The organism is Pseudomonas sp. JS3066, assembly GCF_036328175.1.
Taxonomy (GTDB): Bacteria; Pseudomonadota; Gammaproteobacteria; order Pseudomonadales; family Pseudomonadaceae; genus Metapseudomonas.
Genome location: NZ_CP143312.1, coordinates 5,709,899 through 5,735,211, shown reverse-complemented (window position 1 = coordinate 5,735,211; position 25,313 = coordinate 5,709,899). Strand labels below are relative to the sequence as shown.

Annotated in this window: 27 protein-coding genes; 8 read left to right on the top strand and 19 right to left on the bottom strand. The window is 65.4% G+C overall.

Translation table 11 applies throughout. From position 1 onward, the window contains the following. Positions 1–24 precede the first annotated feature (24 nt). The 4 genes from SA496_RS26930 to SA496_RS26915 form a co-directional block, all read right to left on the bottom strand. Positions 25–1,749, bottom strand: a complete 1,725-nt coding sequence (locus tag SA496_RS26930) for a fumarate reductase/succinate dehydrogenase flavoprotein subunit (protein ID WP_330114738.1) — start codon at positions 1,747–1,749, stop codon at positions 25–27. Then, positions 1,746–2,495 (bottom strand): GntR family transcriptional regulator, encoded by a 750-nt coding sequence (locus tag SA496_RS26925; RefSeq protein WP_120653661.1) that lies wholly within the window; start codon positions 2,493–2,495, stop codon positions 1,746–1,748. Before SA496_RS26925 ends, SA496_RS26930 begins: the two co-directional genes overlap by 4 nt. A gap of 180 nt (positions 2,496–2,675) precedes the next feature. Next, positions 2,676–3,866: a trans-sulfuration enzyme family protein gene (locus SA496_RS26920; protein WP_120653662.1), complete on the bottom strand. Its 1,191-nt coding sequence runs from the start codon at positions 3,864–3,866 to the stop codon at positions 2,676–2,678. Between the two features lie 237 nt (positions 3,867–4,103). Then, on the bottom strand, positions 4,104–4,886 hold the full coding sequence (locus SA496_RS26915) for a MetQ/NlpA family ABC transporter substrate-binding protein (protein ID WP_280357935.1): 783 nt from the start codon (positions 4,884–4,886) through the stop codon (positions 4,104–4,106). A gap of 287 nt (positions 4,887–5,173) precedes the next feature. Between SA496_RS26915 and SA496_RS26910 the strand changes: the two genes are divergently transcribed. The 6 genes from SA496_RS26910 to SA496_RS26885 all read left to right on the top strand — a co-directional run bounded on the left by SA496_RS26910 (position 5,174) and on the right by SA496_RS26885 (position 10,540). Then, positions 5,174–6,175 (top strand): D-cysteine desulfhydrase, encoded by a 1,002-nt coding sequence (locus SA496_RS26910; protein WP_330114737.1) that lies wholly within the window; start codon positions 5,174–5,176, stop codon positions 6,173–6,175. A gap of 111 nt (positions 6,176–6,286) precedes the next feature. Further along, complete coding sequence (gene tcyJ / locus SA496_RS26905) at positions 6,287–7,084, top strand: cystine ABC transporter substrate-binding protein (protein ID WP_120653665.1); 798 nt, start codon at positions 6,287–6,289, stop codon at positions 7,082–7,084. After that, the gene (gene tcyL, locus SA496_RS26900; protein ID WP_077521557.1) at positions 7,081–7,749 is read left to right on the top strand and encodes a cystine ABC transporter permease; all 669 of its coding nucleotides are present in this window, start codon (positions 7,081–7,083) and stop codon (positions 7,747–7,749) included. Before tcyJ ends, tcyL begins: the two co-directional genes overlap by 4 nt. Then, positions 7,749–8,495, top strand: a complete 747-nt coding sequence (tcyN, locus tag SA496_RS26895; protein WP_330114736.1) for an L-cystine ABC transporter ATP-binding protein TcyN — start codon at positions 7,749–7,751, stop codon at positions 8,493–8,495. The genes tcyL and tcyN overlap by 1 nt, the downstream gene beginning before the upstream one ends. A 358-nt stretch (positions 8,496–8,853) precedes the next feature. Then, entirely contained in the window at positions 8,854–10,041 is a 1,188-nt protein-coding gene (locus tag SA496_RS26890) for an MFS transporter (protein ID WP_120653667.1), read from the top strand. 124 nt (positions 10,042–10,165) lie between these two features. Further along, the gene (locus SA496_RS26885) at positions 10,166–10,540 is read left to right on the top strand and encodes a nuclear transport factor 2 family protein (RefSeq protein ID WP_120653668.1); all 375 of its coding nucleotides are present in this window, start codon (positions 10,166–10,168) and stop codon (positions 10,538–10,540) included. A gap of 40 nt (positions 10,541–10,580) precedes the next feature. On the opposite strand, the gene SA496_RS26880 is transcribed toward SA496_RS26885, so the two are convergent. Continuing rightward, complete coding sequence (locus SA496_RS26880; protein ID WP_120653669.1) at positions 10,581–11,501, bottom strand: sigma 54-interacting transcriptional regulator; 921 nt, start codon at positions 11,499–11,501, stop codon at positions 10,581–10,583. Positions 11,502–11,569: 68 nt separating this feature from the next. Next, a complete protein-coding gene (locus SA496_RS26875) occupies positions 11,570–12,151 on the bottom strand; it encodes an RBBP9/YdeN family alpha/beta hydrolase (RefSeq protein WP_120653670.1) in 582 nt (193 codons plus the stop codon). A 214-nt stretch (positions 12,152–12,365) separates the two neighbouring features. Between SA496_RS26875 and SA496_RS26870 the strand changes: the two genes are divergently transcribed. Further along, entirely contained in the window at positions 12,366–13,283 is a 918-nt protein-coding gene (locus SA496_RS26870; protein WP_330114735.1) for a LysR family transcriptional regulator, read from the top strand. Between the two features lie 48 nt (positions 13,284–13,331). Here the strand turns inward: SA496_RS26870 and madM are convergent, their stop codons facing one another. From madM to SA496_RS26805, 13 genes are all read right to left on the bottom strand, one after another. Next, on the bottom strand, positions 13,332–14,096 hold the full coding sequence (gene madM / locus SA496_RS26865; protein ID WP_120653672.1) for a malonate transporter subunit MadM: 765 nt from the start codon (positions 14,094–14,096) through the stop codon (positions 13,332–13,334). A 5-nt stretch (positions 14,097–14,101) separates the two neighbouring features. Then, positions 14,102–14,503, bottom strand: a complete 402-nt coding sequence (gene madL / locus SA496_RS26860; RefSeq protein ID WP_120653673.1) for a malonate transporter subunit MadL — start codon at positions 14,501–14,503, stop codon at positions 14,102–14,104. A gap of 61 nt (positions 14,504–14,564) precedes the next feature. Further along, positions 14,565–15,485, bottom strand: coding sequence for a malonate decarboxylase subunit epsilon (mdcH, locus tag SA496_RS26855; RefSeq protein WP_120653674.1), 921 nt, complete (start codon positions 15,483–15,485; stop codon positions 14,565–14,567). Next, a complete protein-coding gene (locus SA496_RS26850) occupies positions 15,482–16,099 on the bottom strand; it encodes a malonate decarboxylase holo-ACP synthase (RefSeq protein WP_120653675.1) in 618 nt (205 codons plus the stop codon). The genes mdcH and SA496_RS26850 overlap by 4 nt, the downstream gene beginning before the upstream one ends. Before the next feature lie 92 nt (positions 16,100–16,191). Continuing rightward, a complete protein-coding gene (gene mdcE / locus SA496_RS26845) occupies positions 16,192–16,974 on the bottom strand; it encodes a biotin-independent malonate decarboxylase subunit gamma (protein WP_330114734.1) in 783 nt (260 codons plus the stop codon). Beyond that, positions 16,971–17,825, bottom strand: coding sequence for a biotin-independent malonate decarboxylase subunit beta (locus tag SA496_RS26840; protein WP_330114733.1), 855 nt, complete (start codon positions 17,823–17,825; stop codon positions 16,971–16,973). The genes mdcE and SA496_RS26840 overlap by 4 nt, the downstream gene beginning before the upstream one ends. Then, on the bottom strand, positions 17,818–18,135 hold the full coding sequence (locus tag SA496_RS26835; RefSeq protein WP_120653678.1) for a malonate decarboxylase subunit delta: 318 nt from the start codon (positions 18,133–18,135) through the stop codon (positions 17,818–17,820). The genes SA496_RS26840 and SA496_RS26835 overlap by 8 nt, the downstream gene beginning before the upstream one ends. A 2-nt stretch (positions 18,136–18,137) precedes the next feature. Continuing rightward, a complete protein-coding gene (locus SA496_RS26830; RefSeq protein WP_120653679.1) occupies positions 18,138–18,989 on the bottom strand; it encodes a triphosphoribosyl-dephospho-CoA synthase in 852 nt (283 codons plus the stop codon). Beyond that, on the bottom strand, positions 18,989–20,650 hold the full coding sequence (gene mdcA / locus SA496_RS26825) for a malonate decarboxylase subunit alpha (RefSeq protein WP_120653680.1): 1,662 nt from the start codon (positions 20,648–20,650) through the stop codon (positions 18,989–18,991). Before mdcA ends, SA496_RS26830 begins: the two co-directional genes overlap by 1 nt. A 234-nt stretch (positions 20,651–20,884) precedes the next feature. Then, entirely contained in the window at positions 20,885–21,286 is a 402-nt protein-coding gene (locus SA496_RS26820) for an ExbD/TolR family protein (protein ID WP_120653681.1), read from the bottom strand. A gap of 1 nt (position 21,287) precedes the next feature. Continuing rightward, on the bottom strand, positions 21,288–21,995 hold the full coding sequence (locus SA496_RS26815) for a MotA/TolQ/ExbB proton channel family protein (RefSeq protein ID WP_120653682.1): 708 nt from the start codon (positions 21,993–21,995) through the stop codon (positions 21,288–21,290). A gap of 33 nt (positions 21,996–22,028) precedes the next feature. Continuing rightward, positions 22,029–22,856, bottom strand: coding sequence for an energy transducer TonB (locus SA496_RS26810; RefSeq protein WP_330114732.1), 828 nt, complete (start codon positions 22,854–22,856; stop codon positions 22,029–22,031). A 383-nt stretch (positions 22,857–23,239) separates the two neighbouring features. After that, positions 23,240–24,142: a TauD/TfdA dioxygenase family protein gene (locus SA496_RS26805; protein WP_120655309.1), complete on the bottom strand. Its 903-nt coding sequence runs from the start codon at positions 24,140–24,142 to the stop codon at positions 23,240–23,242. Positions 24,143–24,304: 162 nt separating this feature from the next. Between SA496_RS26805 and SA496_RS26800 the strand changes: the two genes are divergently transcribed. Then, the gene (locus SA496_RS26800) at positions 24,305–25,219 is read left to right on the top strand and encodes a LysR family transcriptional regulator (RefSeq protein WP_330114731.1); all 915 of its coding nucleotides are present in this window, start codon (positions 24,305–24,307) and stop codon (positions 25,217–25,219) included. Positions 25,220–25,313 lie beyond the last annotated feature (94 nt).

Here is a 25,313-nt window from a genome sequence, read left to right as displayed (position 1 = left end):
AAGCCGCTCCCACAGATACCTGCGTCATGCGGCGTCACTGCGGACCCGCAGGCGGTCATAGGCCTGCTGCTCCTCGGCATCCAGCGGGATCAGGTACGGCTCCACCGCTTTCTTGAAGCTGGTCATGCGGCCGTCCTCGCCCTTCTTCAGGTGACAGTGGCAGAACCACTCGGCGTCATTGCGTTCGGGGAAGTCCACGCGGTGGTGGTACAGGCCCCAGCGGCTCTCGGCGCGGAACAGCGAGGCGCGAGCGGCCATCTCGGCGCAGTCGCGGATTACCGCCACTTCCATCGCCCGCATCAGCTCATGGGGATTGCTGGCCTTCATCTGCGCCAGGTCCCGTTCGATCTCGGCGAAGCGCGCGAGACCGATCTCCATTTTCTTCGTCACCTTGGGCGGCTGCAGGTAGTCGTTGACCATGCGCCGCAGCTTGTATTCCACCTGCGCCGGCGGCAGGCCGTGCTCTCGCTCCAGCGGGGCGAAGACCCGCGCCCGCTCACGCGCCACCTGATCGGCATCGATCTCGGCGAAGTCGCGACCGGCCACGTAGTCCGCCGCGTTGACCCCGGCGAACCAGCCATAGGTGAAGGCGCCGAGCATGTAGTTGTGCGGCACCGCAGCCATGTCGCCCGCCGCGTACAGGCCTTTCACGGAAGTTTCGGCCTTCTCGTTGACCCACACGCCCGAGGCCGAATGGCCGGAGCAGAAGCCGATCTCGGAGATGTGCATCTCGACCATCTGCGAGCGGTAGTCGGTGCCCCGGTTGGCGTGGAACTGGCCACGACTGGGGCGCTCGTTGCTGTGCAGGATTTCCTCGATGGTCTGGATGGTTTCCTCGGCCAGGTGGTCGAGCTTGAGGAACACCGGGCCGTTGCCGCCTTCGAGTTCCTGGTGGAACTCCCACATCATCTGGCCGCTCCAGTAGTCGCACTCGATGAAGCGCTCGCCCTTGCTGTTGGTGGTGTAGCCGCCCAGCGGGCCGGTGACGTAGGCGCAGGCCGGGCCGTTGTAGTCCTTGATCAGCGGGTTGATCTGGAAGCACTCCAGGTTCGAAAGCTCCGCCCCGGCGTGATAGGCCATGGCGTAACCGTCGCCCGCATTGGTGGGGTTCTCGTACGTTCCCATCAGGTGACCGGAAGACGGCAGGCCGAGGCGGCCCGCAGCGCCGCAGGCGAGGATCACCGCCTTGGCGCGTATCACCCGGAATTCGCCACTGCGGCAGTCGAAGCCCATCACCCCGCAGGCCGCGCCTTCGCCATCCAGCAGCAGGCGGGTGCAGACGACGCGGTTGCTGATTTCCACACGCGCACGCTTGAGCTGGCGGTAAAGCACCTTCTTGATGTCGTGCCCTTCGGGCATCGGCAGCACGTAGGCGCCCATGTGGTGGACCTTCTTCACCGCGTAGTCGCCAGTCTCGTCCTTCTCGAACTTCACGCCCCAGCGGTCGAGTTGCTCGATGGTTTCGAAACTGTGGGTGGCATAGGCGTGCACGGTCGCCTGATTGACGATGCCGTCGTTGGCGACGGTGATTTCCTTGGTGTACTGCTCGGGCGTCGCGTGGCCGGGAATGATGGCGTTGTTCAGGCCGTCCATGCCCATGCTGATGGCGCCACTGCGCTTGACGTTGGCCTTGTCCAGCAACAGCACGCGCAGCTCGCGATTCTTTTCCTTGGCTTTGATCGCGGCCATCGGGCCGGCGGTGCCACCGCCGATGACGACGATGTCGTATTCCTGTTCTCGGGTGCTCATGCCTGGGGCCCCTTCTGACGGTCGATGCGCAGGCGGTACTGGAAGGCGTCGCCGCGGTAGTAGAGATGTTCGAAGTCCAGCGGCGTGCCGTCGGCAGCGTGGGTCAGGCGCTCGATACGCATGATCGGCGAGCCCTCCTCCACTTCCAGCGCCTGGGTCAGGTCGCCGTCGGCAAGCACCGCGTCGATGGCGAGATCGGCGTGACCCAAGGGAATGCCGCAATCGTTCTCGAGGATGAGGAAAATGTCGCGGGTGGCGAGGTCGGCCTTTTCCAGCTTCTCGCCCACCGCCTTCGGCAACCAGGTGATTTCCAGGGAGACCGGCTCGCGATTGATCAGGCGCACACGGCGGATTTCGGTCACCGGGCTGCCTTCCTCCACCTGCAGGCGCGCGGCGACCGGAGCGCTGGCCGGTACGTGCTTGAAACTGCGCAGGCGGTTGAGGACTTCGTAGCCCATCTGGGTCATGGACTCGGCCAGGCCCTGCAACGTGCTGACGTTCTGGAAGGCCTTGGGCTTGGCAACGAAGGTGCCCTTGCCGTGGATCTTGAAGATCAGGCCTTCCTTCTGCAGGTCGCCCAGCGCCTGGCGCACGGTAATGCGGCTGACGCCGAACGCCTTGCCCAGCTCGCTTTCCGAAGGCATGCGGCTGTGAGGCGGGTAGGTACCGTCGAGAATGCGTCCGCGCAGCAGCTCCTTGAGCTGGCTGTAGAGCGGTACCGGGGAGAGGGGTAGCAATTCGGCCATGTCGTTGTTCGCTCGTGATCCTGACTTGTTATAACAAGTTGTGGCGAGAGAATAGCGAGCATAAGAACGCGCCGTGAAATACCGATAACGAATAAGGTTAGAAGCGTGCCCGGGTGAGTTCCTGCAGGGGCGATTTCAGTCGCCCCTGCAGGATTCGACGTCGCCTGACACGAGGGGGGATCAGAGGCTATCCAGCGCCTGCACGAAGTCCGCGACGATGTCGGCCGCATCCTCGATACCCACCGACACACGGATGGTGCCGTCGTGAATATCCAGTTCGGCCAGCGCCTCCGGAGAGAGCGCGCGGTGGGAGGTCTTGCCGGGGTGGGTGATGCTGCTGGCGACCCCAGCGAGCGACGGCGCGAATGCCGTGTTCTTAAGGGCGCGGATCAGTGCATCCACCTCGGCCAGGCCGCCGTGCAGGGTGAAGCTGAGCATGCCCGAGGCGCCCTTGGGGAACAGCCGTTGTGCCAGGGCGTGGTCCGGGTGCGACGGCAGGCCGGGGTAGAACACCTGGGCCACCTTCGGATGGGCTTCCAGGGCTTCGGCCAGGGCCTGGGCGTTGGCCGAATGGGCCTTCATGCGCAAGGCAAGGGTCTTGGCGCCACGGAAGGTCAGCCAGGCTTCGAAGGGGCTGGCGCTGCCGCCAGCGTTGATCTGGAAGCGGCGCGCCTGGGCGATCCATTCGGCATCGCCGACGAGGATGCCGCCGGTGGCGTCGCTGTGGCCGTTGAGGTACTTGGTGGTGCTGTGCAGCACCAGGTCGGCGCCCTCGGCCAACGGGTTGTAGAGCGCAGGGGACAGGAAAGTGTTGTCCACCAGTAACTTCAGGCCGCGTGCCCTGGCGAGCCTTGCCAGCGCCGGCACATTGCTGACCCGCACCAGCGGGTTGGAGGCGGTTTCTGTGTAGATGAGCTTCGTCGCCGGGGTAATGGCCGCTTCCACCGCCGCCAGGTCGTTGATCTCCACCAGGGTGGCCGTGATGCCGAAGCGCACCAGCTCCTTCTCGATCAGACTCTGGGTGGTGCCGTACAGCTCGCGACTGGCGATCAGGTGGTCACCGGCACTCAGCCTCCCCAATAGTGCCGCGCTCACCGAGGCCATGCCGGACGCGGAGAACAGGGCCGCCGAACCACCTTCCAGCTGGCACACCAAGTCTTCCACCGCCGCCTGGTTTGGGTTGGCGATACGCGTGTACATGTAGTTGTCGGGGTTGCCGGCGAGGAAGTCGTCCACCTGCTCCAGCGAGTCGTAGACGAATACCGAAGATTCGTAGATGGGCAGGCTCTTGGGCCGGGTGACCATCCTGCGGTCGACATCGTTGCCGCTGTGGACCGAACGGGTGGAAAGGCCGGGTTTGGGGGTGGACATGGTGGGCTCCAGGGCGGGCAAGGGTTCCTGTAGGGGCGAATTCATTCGCCAAGGACCGCGAAGCGGGCCCCGACTCTGCAGGGCAGGCCTTCGGCCTGCTTGGCGAATGAATTCGCCCCTACAAGTTTCCTCGCCCCTGCAGAGCCGCTGCAGAAAAAAAGAACGCCGACGATAGTCGAGACTCGTCGGCGTGAGGAGGGGCGCACTGGCCAGTGCGCCACCGTGGCTAGCAGGTGATCAGAACGCCGGCACCACTGCGCCGGAGTACTTCTGCTCGATGAAGGCTTTCACTTCCGGGCTGGTCAGCGCGGCGGAGAGTTTCTTGATGGCGTCGCTGTCCTTGTTGTCCGGACGGGCCACCAGGTAGTTCACGTAGGGCGAGGTGCGGTCTTCCAGCACCAGCGCGTCCTTGGCCGGGTTCAGCTTGGCTTCCAGCGCGTAGTTGGTGTTGATCAGGGCCAGGTCAACCTGGTCCAGCACGCGCGGCAGCAGGGCCGCTTCCAGTTCCTTGAACTTGAAGTTGTGCGGGTTCTCGGCGATGTCCTTCGGCGTGGCCAGGGCGTTTTTCGGGTCTTTCAGCTTGAGCAGGCCGGACTTCTGCAGCAGGAGCAGGGCGCGACCGCTGTTGCTGCCTTCGTTGGGGATGGCGATGGTGGCGCCGTCCGGCAGCTCTTTCAGGGACTTGTGCTTGCTGGAGTAACCGCCGAAGGGTTCGACATGGACGCCCTTGACGATCACCAGGTGGGTGCCTTTGCCGCTATTGAAGTTGTCCAGATAGGGCTTGGTCTGGAAGTAGTTGGCGTCCAGGTGCTTCTGGTCGACTTGCAGGTTGGGCTGCACGTAGTCGGTGAAGACCTTCACTTCCAGGTCCACGCCTTCCTTGGCCAGCTGAGGTTTGACCAGCTCGAGGATTTCGGCGTGCGGTACCGGGGTGGCGGCAACTACGAGCTTCTCGCCGGCCTGGGCGAGGGTGACGGAGAGGGCAGCGGCCAGGGCGGTCAACAGCAAGGTCTTCTTCATGGTGGTCCTTTTCGAATCTGCGGCTCCGGCTGGATCTTCAGCCGCGAGCGAATGTTGGGATGCCCCGGTCTGGGTGTGCCGGGTTGAAGGCGACACTACGGTGATTTTTTATAGCCAACAAATACTGTTTTCTTATTCTGATATTCCATTTTTGACATATAAACGAGTCACCCCGACAGCGCTCACAACCTGACCGGCCGGTACTTTCATGTCGCGTCTGCGAATTGCCTGCAAGACCCCGGCTCACTAGAGTGGCAGCCTTCGCAACCGCTTATCGGAACCACACCATGCTCGATGCATCCCTCGCCCGCTTTGCCCGCCTGGAACTGGTTCCCTTGCCCACCCCGCTGGAGAAGCTTGCGCACCTGTCGCAGAAGCTCGGCCGTGGCGTCTACGTGAAGCGAGACGACCTCACGCCCTTCGCCCTTGGCGGCAACAAGGTGCGCAAACTGGAGTTCCTCGCCGCCGAGGCACTGGCCCAGGGCGCAGACACCCTGGTCACCGCCGGCGCCATCCAGTCCAACCACGTTCGCCAGACTGCCGCCCTCGCCGCGCGCCTTGGCCTGGGTTGCGTAGCGTTGCTGGAAAACCCCATTGGTACCGCCGACAGCAACTACCTCGGCAATGGCAACCGCCTGCTGCTGGACCTGTTCGGCACCGAGTGCGAGCTGGTACCCAACCTCGACAACGCCGACGAACTACTGGCCGCCGCGGCTGAGCGCCTGCGCGCCGCTGGCAAGAAGCCCTACCTGGTGCCCATCGGTGGCTCCAACGCCCTGGGTGCGCTGGGTTATGTACGCGCTGGCCTGGAACTGGCCGAGCAGATCAAGGCCAGCGGCGAGCACTTCTCCGCCGTGGTCCTGGCCTCCGGTAGCGCCGGTACCCATGCGGGCCTCGCCCTGGCACTGGAATACGCCCTGCCCGGCACGCGCGTGGTCGGCGTCACCGTCTCACGCCCGGACGCCACCCAACGCCCGAAAGTGGAAGGCCTGCTGCAGCGCACCGCCGAACTGCTCGGCGTGCCGGTCCCGGACGGACTCAAGGTTGAGCTGTGGGACCAGTATTTCTTCCCACGCTATGGCGAGCCGAATGCCGGCACCCTGGACGCCGTGCGCCAGGTCGCCAGCCTGGAAGGTCTGCTGCTGGACCCGGTGTACACCGGCAAGGCCTTCGCCGGCCTGCTCGATGGCATCGCCAATGCCGCCTTCAGCGGCAATGGCCCGGTGCTGTTCCTGCACACCGGTGGCTCACCCGCGCTGTTCGCCTATCATCCTGCGGGTACCCCGTGACATCTACTTATGCTCTATTTGCAGCAATAGATAATTTTTAATTATTTTATTGCATATAACCAAATCCCTAGAGTTGCGACACCTTTAGCCACCCTGCCCCGTGAGGCTCATATGACATTTGCAACCCTGCGTCGCCAGTTCATCCTCGGTAGCCTGAGCCTGGTGCTCGGCGCGAGCTTCGTCGGCACCAGCGCCGCCGCCGACCTGCTCCAGGACATCCAGCAGAAAGGCGCGATCAAGGTCGGCCTGGAAGGCACCTACCCGCCCTTCAACTACCAGGACGAGAGCGGCAAGCTGACCGGCTTCGAAGTGGAACTGGCCGAGGCCCTGGCCAAGGAGCTGGGCGTGAAGGCCGAGTTCCAGCCGACCAAGTGGGACGGCATCCTCGCTGCGCTGGAGTCCAAGCGCCTGGACGTGGTGATCAACCAGGTGACCATCTCCGACGAGCGCAAGAAGAAGTACGACTTCTCCACCCCTTACACCGTCTCCGGTATCCAGGCGCTGGTGCGCAAGGGCACCGAGGGTGACATCAAGACCTCCGCGGACCTGGCCGGCAAGAAGGTTGGCGTGGGCCTGGGCACCAACTACGAACAGTGGCTGAAGGAAAACGTCCCGCAGGCCGACATCCGCACCTACGATGACGACCCCACCAAGTTCCAGGACCTCAACGTCGGCCGCATCGACGCCATCCTGGTGGACCGCCTGGCCGCCTTCGAAATGGTCGAGAAAACCGGTGGCAAGCTGGCCGTGACCGGCGAACCCTTCTCCCGTCAGGAAGCCGGCATCGCACTGCGCAAGGGCAACCCCGAACTGCTGGCCGCCATCGACAAGGCCCTTGCCAAGCTGAAAGCCGACGGCACCCTGAAAAAACTCTCCGAGAAATGGTTCAAGGCTGACGTGACCCAATGATCGACGCAAGCCTTCAACTTGCGCTGGATTCCGCGCCCTTCCTGTTGAAGGGCGCGGTCTTTACGGTAGTACTGAGCCTCGGCGGCATGTTCTTCGGACTGCTGCTGGGCTTCGTCCTCGCCCTGATGCGCCTATACGGTTTCACCGCCCTGCAATGGCTGTCGCGGATCTACGTTTCGTTCTTCCGCGGCACGCCACTGCTGGTGCAGTTGTTCATGATCTATTACGGCCTGCCGCAGCTGGGTATCCAGCTCGAACCGCTACCCGCGGCGCTGATCGGCTTCTCGCTGAACATGGCCGCCTACACCTCGGAGATCCTCCGCGCCGCCATTGCCTCCATCGACCGGGGCCAATGGGAAGCCGCCGCCAGCATCGGCATGAGCCGTACCCAGACGCTGGTCCGCGCCATCCTGCCGCAGGCTGCGCGCACCGCCCTGCCGCCACTGGGCAACAGCTTCATCTCGCTGGTCAAGGACACCGCCCTGGCCGCCACCATCCAGGTGCCGGAACTGTTCCGCCAGGCGCAGTTGATCACCGCGCGCACCTTCGAAATCTTCACCATGTATCTGGCCGCCGCGCTGATCTACTGGGTGCTGGCCACCGTGCTGTCGCATTTCCAGAGTCGCCTAGAGGCGCGGGTCAACCAGCATGAGCAGGACAGCTGATGATCACCGTCCGTAACCTGACCAAATCCTTCAAAGGCCAGGAGGTGCTCAAGGGCATCGACCTGACCATCGAGCCGGGCGAAGTGGTGGCCATCATCGGCCCCAGCGGCTCGGGCAAGACCACCTTGCTGCGCTGCCTCAACCTGCTGGAAGTGCCCAGTGGCGGCTTGATTAAGGTGGGCGACATCGAAATCGACGCGAGCAAGCCGCTGAAACAGCAGCAGACGCTGATCCGCAAGCTGCGTCAGCACGTCGGCTTCGTCTTCCAGAACTTCAACCTCTTCCCCCATCGCACCGCGCTGGAGAACGTCATCGAAGGCCCGGTGGTGGTAAAGAAGGAACCTCGCGAGCGCGCGATCGAACGCGCCCGCAAGCTGCTGGCCAAGGTTGGTCTGGCAGGCAAGGAAGACGCCTACCCCAAGCGCCTCTCCGGCGGCCAGCAACAGCGTGTGGCCATCGCCCGCGCCCTGGCCATGGAGCCTGACGTGATCCTCTTCGACGAACCCACCTCGGCGCTCGACCCGGAGCTGGTGGGCGAGGTGCTCGCCACCATTCGCGGCCTGGCCGAAGAGAACCGCACCATGGTCATCGTCACCCACGAAATGAGCTTCGCTCGTGACGTGGCCAACCGCGCGATCTTCATCGACAAGGGCGTGATCGTCGAACAGGGCGACGCCAAGGCTCTGTTCAGTGCGCCGAAGGAAGAACGTACCAAGCAGTTCCTGAGCAAGTTCCTCGGCAGCTGATGCGGCGGGTCCTTGTCGGGGCGAATAAATTGGATATGTCTGCACGACGTGTTGTAGGCAACTGCATTGCCTGTAGGAGCTGGCCTGCCAGCGAATGGCGGCGTTTCACTCGCATGCCAGCTCCTACAAGGCGCTTGGCCCGAGGGTAAATCTCTCGCAACAGCTCACGCAGACATAGCCAATTCATTCGCCAAGCAGGCCTGCCATTCGAGCATTCATGGGGCAGCTACGCTGCCCTTGGCGAATGAGTTCGCCACTACAGGATTCGCGCCCCATCCGTTCCATCGGTAAGCCCCCTGCAAGGAAATGCGCGTAGAATCCGCGCCCCTCGCAATACAGCCCCTCCACCGGAACACGCATGAACCCGAGCACCCTCCTCTCTCTGCCGCTGCTGGCCCTCGCCCTGGGCGGCTTCGTCGTTGGCAGCAGCGAATTCATCATCATGGGCCTGCTGCCCGAAGTGGCCAGCGACCTCCAGGTCAGCCTTTCCGACGCCGGCTTGCTGGTCAGCGCCTACGCCATGGGGGTGGTGATCGGTGCGCCATTGCTGGGTCCGCTGCTCGGCCGCCTGCCGCGCCGCCAGGCGCTGCTCTGGCTGATGGGTGCCTACGCCCTGGGCAACCTCGGCTGCGCCCTGGCACCCAACTACGAGTGGCTGTTGGCGATGCGCATGTTCACCGCCTTCAGCCACGCCGGCTTCTTCGGCTGCGCCACCCTGCTCGCCGCCGAACTGGCACCCCCGCACCGCCGGGCTTCGGCCATGGCCCTGGTGCTCAGCGGCCTTACCATCGCCAACGTGCTCGGCGTTCCTGCCGGCGCCTGGCTGGGCCAGGCCACCAGTTGGCGGGTGACCTTCATGGTGGTAGCGGCCCTCGGTTTCCTCACCCTGCTGGCGCAAGCACTCTGGCTTCCCGCCACGCCCAAGCCACAAACCAATGCCGCCGGCGCCTGGGACGGCATCTTGCGGCGCCCGGTGCTGCATGCGCTGTTCGTCTGCAGCCTCTCTTCGGTGGCGCTGTTCGGCGTGTTCACCTACATCAGCCCGCTGCTGCGCGATGTCTCGGGCTTCAGCCCGGAACACGCCAACTTCGCCCTGCTGCTGTTCGGCATCGGCTTGACCGTGGGCAACCTGCTGGGCGGGCGCCTGGCCGACAAGGGATTCCGCTATGCACTGCCGATGGCCTTCACCGTGAGCACGTTGTGCCTGCTGGGGCTGTTCGTCTTCGCGCAGATTCCGGTCCTCGCCCTGGGCTGCCTGTTCCTCTGGGGCGTGGCCAGCTTCGCCATTTCCTCGCCGCTGCAATTGCTGCTGGTCGAGCAGGCTGGCGAATCGGCGAGCCTCGCCGCCACCCTCAGCCACGCAGCATTCAACCTGGGCAACGCCAGCGGCGCCTTCCTCGGTGGCCTCTGGCTGAGCAGCATGGGGCTGTCCAATCTGCCGCTGATGGGCGTGGGGGTGCTGGCATTGACCATCCTCGTCTGCCTTCCACTGCCGCGCTTGCGCGCGGTACGTGATCGGCTCAAGGAAAGCGGACAGATTCACTGACGAGCGCGCGGAGATCGATTCGGAAGCACTCCCCACGCGCTTATTCGCAATGGATCGCTCGCGCCGCACCGGGCGAACTAGCATTCGGCTTGGCTGATTCGCCGATATCAACGGAGCGCGCGAAATGACTGCCCACGAGACTGACCAAGACGCCATCCACCGCGTCGTGCGCGACTATGTCGAAGGCATGGTGTTCGCCGACGAACACCGTCTGCGCCGTGCCTTTCACCCGCAGAGCCGCATCATCGGCCACTTCCAGGGCGAGCTCGAATGGCTCTCGGTAGACGACTTCGCGGGCGCCATCCTCGACGCCGGCCCGGTGCTGGCTGAAGACGAAACGCCCGTCTGGACTATCCAGGCGCTGGACATCACCGGCGACGCCGCCTCGGCGAAGGTAGTCGACGACTACGCCGACATGCGCTTCACCGACTTCCTCTCGCTGCTGAAAATCGGCGGTCGCTGGAGCATCATCAACAAGCTCTACTACCTGCACGAGTAGCGCCCGCCGCAATCTCGAACGGTGGACCGGTGAAGCATGGCTACCCTGCCAGCACCTCGGCGAAAAGCTGGCGCAGGTGATCGCGCTCTTCGTCGTTAGCCGCCAGCCGGCGCAGTTGCACGGCGAGCTGGGCGTAGCCCGGCAACGGTGGAAGGTTGAGGTGCTCGGGGAGAATCTCGACGCCTTCGCTCACCAGCAGGGCGAAGTGCACGCTGTTCTCCAGCTCACGGGTATTGCCCGGCCAGGGGTAGGCCTCGAGCGCTGACTGGGCTGCTGTGCTGATCAAGGGGAGAGGCAGGTCCAGCCGCTGGGCGTAGATACCGAGGAAATACTCGGCCAACGGCAGGATATCGTCCGGCCGTTCGCGCAATGGCGGCAGCTCCACCCGTCCCTCGTCCAGGTACTGATAGAGCCGCGCATTGAACTTGCCAACGCGCACCGCCTTGGCCAGGTCGATGCTGGTAGCTGCTACCAGACGCACGTCCACCGGGGTCGGCTGGTGGGCGCCGACGCGAATCACTTCGCGGCTTTCAAGCGCCGCCAACAACTTGGTCTGCAGGGGCAATGGCAGGTCGCCGATCTCATCCAGGTAAAGCGTTCCGCCATTGGCCGAACCGAACCAACCGGCGCGGCTGCTGGCCGAGCCGCTGTGAGCGCCGGCCGTGTGACCGAAGAGCTCGGCCTCGGCGTAGGCCTTGCTGATGGCGCTGCAGCTCACCGCCACGAACAGGCCGGGACGGTCGCTGGAACGATGGATCTGTCGCGCCAGCAATTCCTTGCCGGTGCCGGTTTCACCCTGGATCAGCACGGGCAGGGTGCTCGGCGCGAGCTGATCGACCTCCTCGCGCAACCGCCGCGAGCGCTCGTCGACGAACACCAGCGCACGGGCGCGGATGCTGAGGGGGCTGCGGTCGGCATCGGCGAAAGTCAGCAGCGGTTGACCGGGGTTTTCCTTGCTCATGGCGAAATCTCCCGCCGGGCCCAGGCTGCGATGCAGCGGGCCCTGACGTATTGCTGAATTGGATTGGATCAGGCGCGTTTTCTGGACGATTGCTCGACGCGCGCTTGCAAGCGATAGAGGTGGGCGAAGCCTTGTTCCCAACGGTGATGCCCGGACTTCACATTGATGTGCCCGGCGCCGGTGAGGATCGCGGCTTCCGAGCCCCAGTCACGGGCTATTTCCAGCGCTCGCGCGGGGCTGGCCGCATGGTCGTTGTCCGAACCCACCAGCAGGCTGGGGAAGGGCAGCAGGTCACGCGGGATGGGCGCGAAGCCCTTGAGCGGCTCGGGGCAACCGGGGCGCTGTACATCCGCCGGGGCCACCAGCAGCGCACCACGCACGCGACGCAGTACATCCGGGTCGGACTGTGCGGCCCAGTGGGCCACGGTCACGCAGCCCAGGCTGTGGGCGATGAGGATCACCGGGGTACGCTCGGCATCGATGGCGCGCTCCAGCGCTTCCACCCAGGACGCACGGTCCGGGTTGTTCCAGTCGGCCTGCTCGACCCGGGTGGCATTGGGCAGGCTGCGTTGCCAGTGGCTTTGCCAATGCTCGTCGGGGGAGCCCTGCCATCCCGGCAGGATCAGGTAGCGAATGGCCTGGCTGCGCATGGCGAGCCCTCCTTGCTGAATTTCGATGCTGGGCAGTCTAGGTGCTCGCCATATATCTGTTAAGGAATAAGAATTTATTTGCTTATTCCTAATTAGCTTATTCACTTAAAGTCCCCCTCCGCAGCGCCACGGCCACTCTGTAGGATGGGTCGGGCGGCGCTCCGCGAACGGAGCGATACCCATCCACAAACGCGATGAAGGCAGCCGGGCGCCCATGCAGATCGACGAAGAACTGACCCTGAAGAAGCTGGAGACCTTCCTCGCCTTCATGCGCAGCGGCAACCTGTCCCGCGCAGCGGCCGAACTGAACACCAGCAACGTCAGCGTGCATCGCGCCATCCATTCCCTGGAAAGCGCCCTGCGCTGCCCGCTGTTCAAGCATGAAGGCCGCAACCTGACGCCACTGGAAAGCGCCTATGTGCTGGAAGAGAAAGCGCAGAAGCTGATCCAGGACACCGTCGAAATGGTCCGTCTGACCCGCGAGGCGGCCGGCTTCTCTGCCGAACGCTTCAAGCTCGGCGCGCTCTATTCGCTGACCGTGAAGACCGTGCCGCAGCTGGTCATGGGCCTGAAGCTGCGACGCAGCGAGCTGAACATCGATCTCACCCTGGGCTCCAACGTCGACCTGCTCTACCGCCTGAAGAACATGGAACTGGACGCCATCCTGGTCTCCCTGGATGACAGCGTGAACGACCCGGATTGCGAGCAACTGCCGCTGTTCTCCGACGACATCTTCCTCGCCGTCCCCACCGATTCGCCCTTCGCCGACCAGGACGAAGTGGACCTGGCGGACCTCGCCGACTCCACCTTCATCACCCTGACCCAGGGTTTCGCCACCCACCGCGACGGCGCAAGAGTGTTCCAGCAGGCCGGCTTCGAGCCCAAGGTGGCGATGCAGGTGAACGACATCTTCACCCTGCTCAGCATGGTCAGTTCCGGGGTCGGCTACGCGCTGCTGCCCGGGCGCATCGCGGCGGTCTACGAAAACAGGGTGAAGCTGATCCGCCTGCAGGCGCGCTATCGCCTGCTGCAACACATCGGCGTGGTCTTCCTGAAAGCCCGCGAGCGCGACCCGAACCTGCTCGCGCTGATCGCCGAGTGCCGCATGTACAGCCTGCGCAACGAGGGCTGAAACGACAACGCCCCGGCACTGGCCGGGGCGTTGTCGGGCAGGGCGGGGTCAGCCCGTGATGCCGCGCATGGCGAAGAACAGCAGTGACGGCCCAAGCAGACAGCCGAGCGCCGTGTAGAAGGCCGCGGTCAGGCAGCCATAGGGCACCAGTTTCGGATCGGTTGCGGCCAGGCCGCCCGCCACACCGCTGGAGGTGCCCATCAAGCCACCGAAGATGACCGCCGTGCGCGGGTTGTTCAGGCCGATCAATGGCGCCACGAAGGGTGTCACCACCATCACCAGGATGGCCTTCACCAGGCCGGCGGCAATGGACAGCGCCATGACCTCGGAACTGGCGCCGATGGCCGCACCGGTCACTGGGCCGACGATGTAGGTGACTGCGCCAGCGCCGATGGTGGTCAGGCTCACCGCATCCGTGTAGCCGAAAGCCAGGGCCACGCCGACACCGGCAACGAACGAAGTACCGATGCCGAAGAACAGCGACACCACGCCCGACACGCCGGCACGCTTGAGTTCCTCGATATTCACCCCGAAGGCCGTGGCGACAATGGCGAAGTCCCGCAGCATCGCACCGCCCAGTAGGCCAATGCCGGACAGCAACGGGATATCCACAAGGCCCTTCTGCCCGCCCGTCATCACGCCGCCGACATAGGACAGCACCAGGCCGAGGAAGATGGCGATGGCCGAGCCGTGCAGGCGGCCACGGGTGAGCTTGTCGGAGAACCAGTAGGACAGCCACATGGTCACACCGATCACGGCGAAACCGCTGATCAGGCCGTAACCGTTGATCACTTTCAGCATGGATTCGTACATGGCGGTCACCGCTGGGCAGGGGTCAGGGATTCAGCGGCGGCCGCCACCGGCTTCTTTTGCCCGAGCCGGTCGAGCACCGGGACCATGGCGAAACCAAGCACCACCGCGGCGACGCCGGCGAGTATGGCCATGGGGCCGCCGGACAGCGCGCCAAGCACATTCTGCTGGGCAGCCATGGCGACGACGATGGGGATGTAGATGGCGCTCCAGAACTCCACGCCCACCTCGGACCTGGCACTCATGAGGCCGCGCTTGTGCAGGTAGCTGCCGACGAATATCAGCAGGAGCATGGCGATACCGACGCCGCCGACATTCGCCGGGACGCCCAGCAGTTTGCCCAGCAGCTCACCGATGAACAGGCCTGCCAGGGTGCACAGGGCCAGGAAGGCCACACCGTAGATGATCATTGTTGTTGTCCTCGCATTCGGGTCGAAGTTGCTTGTTCTTGTCCTTCGAAGTGCATGGCGGTTATCGGGTCCGGCTTACCTCCTCACGCAGCAAGGCGTCCAGCGTATCCAGACGGGCGCCCTGGAAGGCGATCACCGTACCTTGGTCGAAGACCCGCCGCGCCAGACCGCTGAGCACGGTGCCGGGCGGCAGTTCGATATGCAGGCGCACGCCGCGCTCGTAGGCGGTGCGCAGGGTGGCGTGCCAGTCGATGACACGGCACATGTTGAAGGCGAGGTCGTCGCGCAGGCGCTCAGGATCGAAGATCGGCCGCGCCGTGCTACCGCTGAGGTAGCGGATCGCGGGGCGACGCAGTTCTACCCCGGCGAAGGCGGCGGCCAGTTCGCGCGCGGGTTGCTCCAGCAGTTCGCAGTGGGACGGCACGCTCATCGCCAGACGCTTCGCCGCACCGGCACCAAGCTTACGGGCACGCTCGGCGACGGCGGTCATGGCAGCCTCGCTACCGGCAATCACCAACTGGTTCTCGGCGTTGATGTTGGCGAGAAAGACCGGACCATCAGCCTCGGCCAGCAGGCGCTCCACGGTGCCCTGGTCAAGGCCGAGGATGGCAGTCATGCCGTAGCCCTGTGGATAAGCCCGCTGCATCAGTTCGCCACGCAGGGCCACCAGGCGCAGCGCATCGGCAAAGCCCAGCGAACCGGCGATCACCGCAGCGGCGTAGGCACCGATGGAGAGGCCCGCCACATAGTCCGGCGCCGGCCCGCGTTCGAGCAGCAAGCGCGCGCAAGAAACTCCGGCCACCAACAGGCAGAGCTGCACCGCGCGAGTGGATTGCAACGCCTCTGCCGAATCCAGCGCCAGCACGTCCTCCCCCAGCACATCGCTGGCCTCTACCAGGCTGGCCGTAGCCTCCGGCGGCAGCTGGTGAAGCATGCCCGCCTGCTGCGCGCCCTGGCCGGGAAAGGCAAACAGGCTGCTCACGCGGCGTGCTCCAGGACGTGCCATGGGTTGTCCACAAGACGGGCGCCTTCAGCGCATTTCAGCAGCACGCGGCGCGCCTCGCCGGCCCACTCGCGCAGGGCCACGGCGCCGTTGGGGGTTTCCAGTTGCAGGTCGATACGGCAAGGCGCGTCGGCCAGTACCTCCAGCAGCGCGCGAGCATGCTGGCGGCTGAAAGGCATCGACGTACGCAGGATCAGGTCGAGGTCGCTGGCCTCGTGCAGCACAGCAATGCCGGTGGCGAGCTGGAATCCGACGCTGCCGGTGGGGCCCCAGGGCAGGCTGGTGGCAGCGAGTATCGGGGCGACGGCTTCCAGCGACCGAAGCGCTGGGTATTGGGCGGCAGAACGAGGCCGCAGTTGTTCGGGGCTGAGCGCACGCTGGATGGCACGGATCGGCATCATCGCGGCGAAGCGCTGGTCACGTGTGGCGCCACGAATGCCGACGGCGATCAGGCCGGGCTCGCAGAGCGCACGACGCACCACCACGGGATGGCCGGCGGCCAGTGCCTGCCGCGCCCAGGCAGGGGCTTCAGCAGGCAGGTGGTCGAGGGTCATGCCCCAGAGCAGATCGTGGGGTTTTGGAGTCTTGTTCATTCGTGGCTCCTTGGTATCTGGGTGCCAGGGATTCCCCCTCTCCCCCGGCCCCTCTCCCTTCAGGGAGACGGGTGGGGGAGAGGGGCAGCGAACTACCACTGCGCCCGCAACATCTCCCTCACACGCGAAGACGCGGCTCGGTTCTCCGCACCCAGTCGCCCGGACAGGTCGGTACTCGAACCGATGTCGTCCACCGCCCGCAGCAAGCATTCGCGCACCCGACCAACATCGGCTTCGTTCGGCTGCTGCGCGTCGCCCACCGCAACCCGCTCCCACAGCAACCCAAGGGAGGCGTAGTTCTCCAGGTCGTAGGCCATGGGCGGCACCCTGGCGGCGAGGGCTTCCAGTTCCTCCACGCTGCGCAGGGTGATGCGCGCGGCGGCGGCCTTGCCCATGGCGTGGACCATCACCCCGCCGTCATCCAGCGCTATCAGGCGCTGGGCCTGGTAGCCGTGGGCGAGGAAGGCACCGGACATGGCCTTGCCCACCAGCAGCCCGATCACTGGGTGGCCGGCGTGGCGGGCACGAGCGTATGCGTCCACCGCTCCCGCCAGTGCCTGGTGAATGCCAAGGGCTTCCTCACGGCGGCCATAGGCCTGGCTGGGGACATCCACCAACGCCACGATCACGCGCTTGGCGCCGTCGCGATCAGCCTCGATGGCCTCATCCACCGCCTTGGCCAGGCCCCATCCCTCCAGCAAGCCGACCTCACCATTGCGGGCACGGGGGAAAGGATTCTGTGGATCGGACACAACGGCGATGAAGCGCGCGGCGCGATTGCCCAGCTCCCCGTCGATCACCTTCACCGAAGCCGGGAAGCCTTTCAGGGTTGCGCCGCCGGCAAGGCCGTGCAGCCAGTTCAGTCCACGGCTCATGTCCGTTCTCCTTGGTAAAGGGCACGCACAGCGGCAGCGTCCAGTTGTTCGCACTCTTCGCCCAGCTGCGCCAGGCGCTCGAGGAACCAGGCGTGCCGGCGACTGCGCGGCAGGCCCTGTTCCGGTTGGGCCAGCAGGCCTTGCAGGGTTTCGCGGATGGCCTCGATATCGTCAGCGACATAGGCGTCCACCAGGCCGCTGGCCATGCGCTGTTCGCCACCAGTGAGGCTCCAGATGAAGGGACGGTCGCGGGAGTCGTATTCCTCGATGCCGGCTTCCTGCTCGATCACCTGCGGGCCGTTGAGACCCAGGCGCGCTTCGCGGGTGACGATCAGGTGGCTGCACAGACCGGCAGCGATGGACATGCCGCCGAAGCAACCCACCGGACCGGCAACCAGGCCGATCACCGGCTGAAACTCCCGCAGCGCGACGATGGCCGCCTGGATTTCGGCGATGGCAGCCAGCCCGAGATTGGCTTCCTGCAGGCGCACGCCGCCGGTTTCCAGCAGCAGCACGGCGCAGGTAGGAATGCCCTGGCGGTTGTCTTCAGCCGCCAGTTCCAACGCACCGGCGATCTTGGCACCCCCGACTTCGCCCATGCTGCCGCCCTGGAAAGCACCTTCGATGGCGGCAATCACCGCTGGCTGGCCCATGATGCTGCCCTTGGCGACCACCACGCCGTCGTCGGCCTGGGGCACGATGCCCTGCTGCGGCAGCCAGGGGGAAATGACCCGGTCGAAGGGACCGATGAGTTCGCGGAAGCTACCGGCATCCAGCAGCTCGCGGGCGCGCTGGCGGGCGCCGAGTTCGACGAAACTGCGCGCTTCGAGCAGGCGTGCGATATCAGTCATGTGCGGGCTCCTCTTGAGAAGAAAGGGCCTCCAGCCCCTGTTCCAGGCGCAGGCGCACCACGCCGGGCGTGGCGCCGAAGTCGTGGATGTCGATGTTCAGGGCCGGCAGCGACTGACCGTCGAACAGGCGCTGGAACAGCTGCTGCCAACGCGGGCCGCTGCCATTCACCGAGGTCACCACCTGGATCGACAGGGTGCCGGCGCTGCCGGGCTCCAGCAGCACTTCGAGGTCGCCGGAGCCGACGCAGCCGACCAGGGCGCGGCCTCGGGCCGGTTGCCCGGCGGGGAATTGGAAGGACAGGGTTTCCATGGTCACAGGCTCCCGGCTTTATCGAGGAACAGGCAGGCGGCCAGCAGATCGGCGGCACCACCCGGCGAGGCGTTGAGTTGCAGCAGGCGGGCGTCCAGCGCGCGCAGTTGGCGGCGGCCGGCAAGGCTGGCACTGCCACCGGCGTCGAGTACGGCACGGGCGCCCTGCTGCATGGCGGCGAGACCTTCCAGGCCGGCGCGCCAGAGCACGCAGGTGTCAGCCAGGGTGGCCATGATCGCCAGCAGCGCATCGAGGCGGGCGTTCTGCTCGCCGGCGCCCGCTGCACGGCTGCGGGCCAGTTGCGGCAGGCCCTGTTCGATCACAGCGGGGAAGCCGAGCTGGGCTTCCTCCCGCGCGCCACGGGCACCGTAGCGACGGGCGACCTGGGCGCCGTGACTGTCGCTGTGGAGCACCGCACGGTCATCGATCAGGGCGATGCGCGCAGCGCGCAGGGCGATGGCGTGGGCGTCGCGGCTTTCAGGTTTCAGCGCCTGTGCCGCCACCAACAGGCCGAGGGCCCAGATGGCACCCCGGTGGGTATTCACCCCGCCGGTGATGCTGAGCATCGCCGCTTCACCTTCGCGGCCAATCCGGCCGAGGGCTTCGCGCAGCGGTTGACCGACGTCGCCAAGCTCCAGCGCCGCCTCGGCCATCTGCTTGAAGCAGGGCCAGAGAGACAACGCAGAGGCATGCATCAGGCCCAGGTGCAGGTCGCTGTGGGCGCCACTGCCGCGACGGTCCACCAGTGCCGGCTTGGGCGAGAGGTCGGCTTCGTCGATCAGGGCGTCCACCGCCAGGTCCGCCAGCCGGTCGGCCAGGGGCAGGTCGGTATTGCGGGCAATCAGTGCGCTCATCACCAACTCCTGAAGCGGGCTGGGGGGTTGTAAAGGCCGCCGGACCACTCCACCAGTTCGGCGATGCTCTTCGCCGCCAGCAGTTCCCGCGTGGCTTGTGTACGGCGGATGCCGAGGTCTTCCGGCAATGCGATCAGCCCTTCGCGACGCATGCGCAGGGTCTCTTTCGGGTCATGGCGCAGGCCGATGGCGGTGACGCCGGCGACCGCGGCGATCATCGCGCGGCGCTCTTCGAGGCTGCGCGCCTTGTAGAGGTAGGCGATGCCTTCTTCAGTGAGCAGGTGAGTGACGTCATCGCCGTAGATCATCACCGGCGCCAGGGGCATGCCGGCCTTCTTCGCCACGTCGACGGCGTCCAGCGTTTCGACGAAGGTGGGTTTGCCGCCTTCCTGGTAGGTCTCGACCATCTGCACCACCAGCTTCTTGCCGCGTTCGAGCATCGTCACCGGCTCGGTCATGTCGAGCCAGGCCGGGGTCGCATGGCGGCGGCCGCGGGGGTCGTGGCCCATGTTCGGCGCGCCGCCGAAGCCGGCCAGGCGGCCACGGGTGACGGTGGAGGAGTGGCCGTCGCCGTCCACCTGCAGGGTGGCGCCGATGAACAGGTCCACGGCGTACTGCCCGGCCAGCTGGCACATCATGCGGTTGGAACGCATGGAGCCGTCGCGGCCGGTGAAGAACACGTCCGGGCGCTGGGCGATGTAGTCCTCCATGCCCAGTTCGGTGCCGAAGCAGTGCACGCTCTCCACCCAGCCGGTCTCGATGGCGGGGATCAGGGTCGGATGCGGGTTGAGCGTCCAGTTGCGGCAGATCTTGCCCTTCAGGCCGAGGGATTCGCCGTAGGTGGGCAGGATCAGTTCGATGGCGGCGGTGTTGAAGCCGATGCCGTGGTTGAGCGACTGGACCTTGTGTTTTTCATAGATGCCGCGGATCGCCATCATCGCCATCAGCACGTGCACCGGCTTGATGTGGCGCGGGTCGCGGGTGAACAGCGGCTCGATGTAGAACGGCTTGTCGGCGACCACCACGAAGTCGACCCAGGAGGCGGGGATGTCCACGCGCGGCAGGTCGCGCACATCGTCCACCAGCTCGTTGACCTGGACGATGACGATGCCGTCGCTGAACGCGGTGGGTTCCACCAGGGCCGGCGTGTCTTCGGTACTGGGGCCGGTGTAGATGTTGCCTTCGCGGTCGGCCATGAAGCCGGCCACCAGGGCGACGTTGGGGATGAGGTCAACCAGCAGGCGCGAGTAGAGCTCGATGTAGGTATGGATGGCGCCGACTTCCAGCAGGCCGTCTTCGAGCAACTGGCCGATGCGCAGGCTCTGCGGGCCAGCGAAGGAGAAGTCGAGCTTGCGGGCGATGCCGCGTTCATAGAGATCGAGGTGCTCGGCGCGGCTGACGCTGGGCATGATCATGTGCAGGTCGTGCAGACGACCGGGATCGGCCTTGGCCAGGGAGCGGGAGAGGAAATCCGCCTGCTTCTGGTTGTTGCCTTCGAGCACCACACGGTCGCCAGGGGCGATCAGTGCTTCGAGGGCTTCGACGATCCGTTCGCTGGGCAGCACGACGCCATCGGCGAGGTTGCGTACCTGGTCGAGACGGCGCTGCTTTTCAGCGCGCCGACGCGACCACTGCGGCGGGGGAGAGGGTCTTGTTGTCATGGTGGCTCCACGAGTTCCGCTGTCGTGGAGCGAACCTTAGGAGCGCGACCGGTGGGTCATCAATCAAGCCCGGGGAGCAATCGTTACGATGAAGTTAATGATCGGCCCGGCCACCCTCCACCTGACGGGACGGAGTTGATCGGAGTCCAAGAATGACACCGCGCGCGTTCCCGTAGGTCGTTGCGAATAAAAAGGCCACCTTCCCCCTGCCTGAAGAAAGGTGACCAAAACTTGTCAGCGCGCAGTAATCACCGCGAGCTTGGTGATCCCCGCCCGCTCGATGGAGGCCATGGCACGGGCCACGGCGCCGTAGTCCACCTGGTCGTCGGCCTGCAGTTGCACGCGCAGTTCCGGGTCCTTGGTCTTGGCCGCTTCCAGGCTGGTCTGCAGCAGGTCGGGCTGGATCTCGTCCTTGTTGATGAACAGCTTGCCGGTGCCGTCGATGCTCACCACCAGCGGGTCCTTCTGCTCGGGCGGGGCCACGGCCTCGGTTTTCGGCAGGTTGATCGGGATGGCGTTGGTCAGCAGCGGCGCGGTGACGATGAACACCACCAGCAGCACCAGCATCACGTCCACCAGCGGGGTGACGTTGATCTCGGAAAGGACTTCGTCGTTGTCCTGGGTGGAGAAGGCCATGTCAGGACGCCTCCTTCACGGCGCCCGCGGCACGCGCCGGGGCGGGATTGACGAGCAGCTTGAAGGCGCTCTTCTGTGCCAGCAGGTAGAAGTCGTGGGCGAAGTCGTCGAGGTCGGCGGCGGTGAGCTTGAGGCTGCGCAGGAAGTAGTTGTAAACCAGCACCGCCGGCACCGCGACGGCGATGCCCACGCCGGTGGCGACCAGCGCCGCGCCGATCGGCCCGGCCACGGTTTCCAGGCTGGCCGAGCCGGCTGCGCTGATGCCCTTGAGGGCTTCCATGATGCCCCAGACGGTGCCGAACAGGCCGATGAAGGGCGAGGTGGAGCCGATCGAGGCGAGCACCGCCAGGCCCGACTCCAGGGAGCGGCGTTCCCGCTGGATCTGCTGGCGCAGGGCGCGTTCCAGACGGTCCTGATGGTTGATTGCCTGGCTCAGGTCGCCGGGTTGGCCCCCCTGCACCTGGATCGCGGCGAAACCGGCCTGGGCCACGTGAGCGGCGGCACCGGCATGCTGCTGCAGCTGTTCGGCGGCGCTGTCCAGGCTGGTGGCGCTCCAGAAGCGCTTCTGGAACTGGCGGTCGCGGCGCTTCAGGCGGGCGAACTGGATGCCCTTGACCAGGGCCAGGCCCCAGGTGACGACGGAGAAGCCGATGAGCAGCCAGATCACCAGGTGCTCGATGGAGGCGAAGGGGTTGGTTAGCAGGTCCATGGTGAATTCCTCTCTACAGGCAAAGTCGCTGAATCAGTTCAATTTGAAATCGATGGGCACGCTGACCCAGCCGTCGCGGGCGACTTCGCCCTGCTTGGCCGGCACGAAGGTCCAGCGCTTGACCGCGCGCACCGCGGCCTCGTCGAGCAGTTCGCGGCCGCTGCTCTTCTGCACCTGGACCTCGCTTGGCAGTCCCGTGGCGAGCACATGCACGCGCAGCAGCACGGTGCCCTCCCAGCCGCGCCGCTGGGCGAAGGCGGGGTACTCGGGCGCCGGGTTCTTCAGGTAGCCGGCGTTGGCCGAGGGTGGCGTCACCGGGGCCGGCGCCGGCGGAGCCGGTGGCGCGGGCGGGGCTTCGGCCTTGGGCGGTGCGGGCGGCGGTTCGACCGGCTTGGCCACGGGCTTCGGCGCGGGCTTGGGCGGCTGCGGTTTCGGCTTGGGTTTGGGTTTGGGTTTGGGCACCGGCTTGGGTGGCGGCGGCTTCACGGCCAGTTCCTCCACCACCGGGGGCGGCGGCTCGATCACGGGCGGCGGCGGCTCCGGCGGCGGCGGTTCCACCACCGGCGGGGCCGGGGCGGTGAACTCGATGGTCATGGGCGGAATCTGCGGCGGCACTTCCGGCAGCGGCGGGGTGGGCTTCTGGCTCAGCCAGTGCAGCACGGCGCCGTGCAGGACCAGGGCGAAGGCGCCCAGCAGCCAGGCCTCGCGGCGGCTGAGCACGCGGGTGGCGCCAGGGCTACGGAAGACCGTGCGGTCCAGCGCCTGGCGCACCGGTACGCCGAGGTCGCGGACCTCGCCTGGGCGGCGTACTTCCTGCCAGTGCAGTTCGCGGCCGCTATCGGCTTCGAGGACATTGCCCATCGGCAAGACTCCTGGAGTTGAAAAGCCCGGCTGTGCCGCCGGGCGTGTTGAACAGGCAACCGGCCAGTGACCGGCGAGATGGCCGAGCTAGAGCGGTCGGCCATGGGGAGATGATTGGCTGAACGACTTATCTCTAAAAGTAATTTTTAATGATTTACTAATTACCTTTAGAGATATGTGATTCATAAGTCGTTGAAAATAAAAGAAAAAAATTAATCGATGCTTTAGGGGCATTGAATATATGCCCGGCAGGCATCTAGCCCTCGCAAGGTGCGCTGCACGCACAACGCCTCTGGCGCAGGGATATCGGTGCGCGCAGCGCACCCTACAAAAGCAAAAAGCCCCCAGCGGATCGTTCCGGTGGGGGCTTGCTGGTGGGGGAATCAGCTCTTGCGAATGGTCTGGCTGTGCTGCCCGTCGATACTCACCGGTACGTCACCGGCCAGGGTCACGCGGCGGACGATGCGCGGCTGGGTGTCGTAGTCGTCGACTGCGTAATGCTGGGTCGCGCGGTTATCCCAGATCGCCACATCGCCAGCCTGCCAGCGCCAGCGCACGGTGTTTTCCAGGCGGGTGACATGCCCCTGGAGCACGGCGAACAGATGCGCTGAATCCGGCTGGGAGAGGCCCTTGATGCGTTTGACGAAGTGCCCCAGCACCAGCGTGCGCTCGCCGCTCACCGGATGCACCCGCACCACTGGGTGTTCAGTCTCATAGACGGTGGAAGTGAAGACCTTGCGGTACGCCTCCAGCTTCTCGGCGCTGACCTGGGGGCGCGTGGCGGCGTAGTCGTATTCGTTGCTGTGCACGGCCCAGAGCTTGTCGGCCAGCTCACGCAACGCCACCGGGAGGTCCTGGTAAGCGGTCGCGGTGTTGGCCCAGACAGTGTCGCCACCGGCAGCTGGAGCGGTCACGCTGCGCAGGATGGAAGCCTTGGGATAGGCGTCGACGAAGGTGACGTCTGTGTGCCAGGAGTTGGCGCGCTGCCCCTCGGCGCCGTCCAACTGCAGCAGGTAATGGGTACCCTCGCGCACTGGCACGGTGGGGTGCGCCACCGGCTCGCCAAGCAATTTGGCAAAGGCTTCCTGACCTTGGTCGTCCAGCTGGGTCTGGCCCCGGAAGAAGATCACCTTGTACTGAACCAGGGCTGCCTGGATGGCTTCGAGGATAGCGGCATCCAGATTGCCGGACAGCGTCACGCCCCGGATTTCGGCGCCGATTCGGCCGGCAACGGGATGGATATCGAGTTCGATGGCCTGCTGTTGGGCCAGTGCGGCATTGCTCATGGTGCGGTCCTCACGGTCAGGGAGATGAGCCATATGCTTATTCGATATACATCTAATAAATTATCGAATACTCATTTGACGGAATAAGAGCCTGCATTTAAAACCCCACGCAATGCCGCGACAAATGCCTTCGCCCTATATTTTCGATGCCGGAAAAGCACCATGGACCTGCGCCAGCTCCGTTACTTCATCGCCCTGCTCGAACACCGCAGCTTCGTCCGTGCGGCCGACGCCATGGGGATAACCCAACCGGCCTTCAGCCGCAGCATCCAGGGCCTGGAGCAGGATTTCGGCTGCCAGCTGGTGGACCGGGGCAGCAAGGACCTACGCCCCACGCCCGAAGGCCAGGTGGTGCTGCAGCACGCCCTGCGCCTGGTTCAGGGCGCGAGCAACCTGGCGCGCGAAATCGACCAGATGACCAAGCTGGATGCCGGCGAGTTGTACTTCGGCAGCGGCCCTGCGCCGGCCGCCAGGCTGGTGCCGGACGCCCTGGCCGATTTCATGCGGCGCTATCCGCGTATCCGCACCCATTTCGAGGTGAACAACTGGGAAGTACTGGGGCGCCGCCTGGCCAGGGACGAGATCGAGTTCTTCATCGCCGACGTGCGCCAGTTCGAGGCCGACCCGAGCTTCCAGACCCAGCCGCTGACGCCGCGATATGGCCGGTTCTTCTGCCGCCAGGGGCACCCGCTGCTGCTCAAGGAGAGCCTGTCGACCAATGACATGTTCGACTACCCGCTGGCCGCTACGCGGATGCCGGCAGGCATCCGCAAGCTGCTGGCAAGCTTCAGCGGCCTGGCGGATTTCCAGCTCAACCTGGAGTGCGACCATGTGCCCACGCTGGTACAGGTGGTGCGCCAGACCGATGCCATCGGCATCGCCCAGCAGGAAACCATCGCACCGCTGCTGGAGTGCGGTGCACTGGCCCTGCTGCACTGGCGCAACCTGCCAGACCGGATGGACAGCCTGGCCGCGCGCTGCGGCATCGTCACCCGCACAGGTTATCGCCTGTCACCGGCGGCGCGAGCGCTGATCGAAGTGCTGGTGGAGCTGGACTCGCTGGAGCAGGCGGCGTAAGGAGCGATCCGCCCTCCCCCCAACCCTCTGAGCTGTCTGTGCAGGTATTCAGGCCTGAGCGCCCCTGTAGGGGCGAATTCATTCGCCAGGCGGG